Origin of the sequence: Intestinibacter sp. (assembly GCF_051866655.1) — a bacterium.
Taxonomy (GTDB): Bacteria; Bacillota; Clostridia; order Peptostreptococcales; family Peptostreptococcaceae; genus Intestinibacter.
Genome location: NZ_JBJDXL010000449.1, coordinates 1 through 2,720 on the forward strand (window position 1 = coordinate 1; position 2,720 = coordinate 2,720).

Annotated in this window: 3 protein-coding genes; all 3 read right to left on the minus strand. The window is 34.3% G+C overall.

Going from position 1 to position 2,720, the window contains the following annotated elements; genetic code table 11:
- Window positions 1–569 (minus strand): cyclodeaminase/cyclohydrolase family protein (locus tag ACI3VO_RS13500; protein WP_439758419.1); only part of this gene is annotated, 569 nt, incomplete at its 3' end.
- Between the two features lie 35 nt (window positions 570–604).
- A complete protein-coding gene (hutI, locus tag ACI3VO_RS13505; RefSeq protein ID WP_439758420.1) occupies window positions 605–1,876 on the minus strand; it encodes an imidazolonepropionase in 1,272 nt (423 codons plus the stop codon).
- A 10-nt stretch (window positions 1,877–1,886) separates the two neighbouring features.
- Window positions 1,887–2,720: glutamate formimidoyltransferase (gene ftcD, locus ACI3VO_RS13510; protein WP_439758421.1), on the minus strand; the 834-nt coding region annotated here is incomplete at its 5' end.

Sequence of the window (2,720 nt, forward strand, 5' to 3'; positions counted from 1 at the left end):
CAGCCTTGGCTGTATTTGTCGTGAAGCTCTTTATTTTCAAGCCCCATCAAATTTACCTTGACATTAAGCACTGCACCTTCTAATCCTGTACATAGCATTAAAGTACCTACACCGATATCAGTTATAGCATTTTGATTTCCATTAGCAACTAAGAAATCTAATACCTTTAAGGCTTCTAAAGAAAGTGATGCTGTCTTATATGGAACTTCTATTGAAAATACTGTTGCATCCTCCATAGCTTTTGCTCTTACAGCTTTATCTTCTTCTGTTTCCTTTGGCATTTTTAATGCCTTCATGAATTCATTGAAGGATTCAGTATCCTTATCTACTAATGTAGATAGCTCCGATCTTATTTCTCCTAATTTATCAAATCTTGATTTAAATTCTGCCTTAGTAACATCGTCTAATGCTTCAAATTTTTTCTTTCCAAAGCTTAGATGAGCCATCATACGAGCAAGACCTACTCCTATATCACTTGCAAGAGCTGATACAGAACCTCCACCTGGTGCTGGAGAATTTGAATCTACTTCATTAGCAAAATCTGTTACAGTCATATCTATTAATTTCATATTTATTTCTCCCCTGTATAAAAATTTATTTTTTACTATTTATTATAAACTACAACCTTATCATCTACTACTAGTTTTCCATCCTTGTAAACTCGTTTAGTGTGATTTATTCCAAAATGGTACATTAAGTATTCCACATTTGGTGCGTCGAATACTACAAAATCGGCTTTTTTACCTACTTCTATAGAACCTATTTCATCTGCTCTATCTACTGCACATGCTGCATTTATTGTAACTGCAGTTAAAACCTCATTAGGAGTCATCTTAAGATGTAGACAGCCTAATTGCATTACAAGCTGTAGGTTTTCACTTGGACAGCTTCCTGGATTGTAGTCACTTGATAAGCTAACTATTGCACCCATGTCTATCATCTTTCTGCAATCTGCATAAGTTTTATTTAAATTAAAAGAAGTTGCAGGAAGTATATTTGCTACGACTTTGTTTTGAGCCATCATTTTGATGCCTTCATCGCTAGCTGCCATAAGGTGATCTGCTGATACACAGCCTAATTTAGCTGCCAATTCTGCCCCACCTAGTGATTCTATTTCATCGGCATGTATTTTTAATTTGTATCCCATTTCTTTTGCCTTTTGAAGTATATATTCACTTTCTTCTATTGTAAATACACCTTCTTCACAGAATACATCACAGAATTCTGCTAGACCCATTTCCTTTACCTTAGGCATCATTTCATCGACCAATATATCTATATAAGGCTTGTGATTTTCCTTATATTCAACTGGAACTGCATGAGCCCCTAAAAAAGTATGTACTAAATCTACAGGATGATTTTCCTCTAGCATTTTACCTACTTCTAGTTGTTTTATTTCTGTTTCTAATTCTAGTCCATAACCGCTTTTTTCTTCTACTGTTGTAACACCGAATTCTAGCATTCTATCTAAGCTCTTTTTAGCTTTTTCATATAAAGCTTCTTTAGATGCTTCCTTTGTAGATTTTACAGTGCTTAAAATTCCACCACCGTTATTTAAAATTTCGATGTATGGAACTCCATTTAACTTCATAGAGAATTCATTTTCTCTAGAACCTCCGTGAACTAAATGGGTATGTGAATCTATAAGTCCAGGAGTGACTAAAAGTCCCTCTGCATCGTCGATTTTAGTATCTTCACCTACTAAATTTTCAAATTCGCTTCCAACACCTACTTTTAGTACTTTTCCATCCTTTACTGCTATATAAGCATTTTCAAGTATTTCTATATTATTCATCTCTTCCTTTATTCTAAAAGAAGAGCTCCCCTTCATTGTAACTAGCTTTCCAATATTTTTTAAAATAAAATCAGCCTTCATCGTATTCTCCTTATTCCATCAAACTAGTTTCTAAGACTTTATCAAGTGTAAAATCTTCAAGTCCTAAATAATAAGCTGCAACATCTACAAGTGCCTCCATTGGGCATAATCCTACAACTTCACTTCCAGTTACATTTACACCGTATCTTCTAGCCTCCATTTTTACTGCTTCAAAAGCTCTGTACATACTAGTCTTAGTGTAGTCTGTTAAATTCATTGTAACTTGAGTCATATTTCTTTCTGGAACTTCAACTGGACCTGCTTTTATATATCTATATCCGCCGTTTGAATGTCTAATTGTCTTAGCTATTTTTGAAGCTATTTCTATATTAGTAGTGTCTAGATTTATGTTATAAGCTATAAGTGGTCTTCTAGCTCCTATAGCTATAGCACCTGCTGTAGGGTGTTTTTTAGCTTGACCGTAATCTGGCATCCAGTTAGGATCCTTTAATTTTTCGTCTAATCCTTCATATTCGCCTTTTCTAACTGTAGCTAAATTTTCTCTTTCAGGCTTAGTAGCAGCACATTCATATAAAAATACTGGGATTTCATATTCCTTTGCCACCATTTCTCCAAGTTCATTTGCAACCTTCACAGCATCATCCATATCCATTCCCTTTATAGGTATAAATGGGCATACATCAGTTGCTCCAAATCTAGAATGTTGACCCTTGTGAGTGTTCATATCTATTACATCTCTTGCCACACCTATTGCTTCAAATACTGCATTTTTAACTTTTTCTGGTTCTCCTATTACTGTAACTACTAATCTATTGTAATTTTTATCAGCCTCGTAATTTAATAATTTTACGCCTTCTTTTCCTCTCAAAGGATTTACTATTTT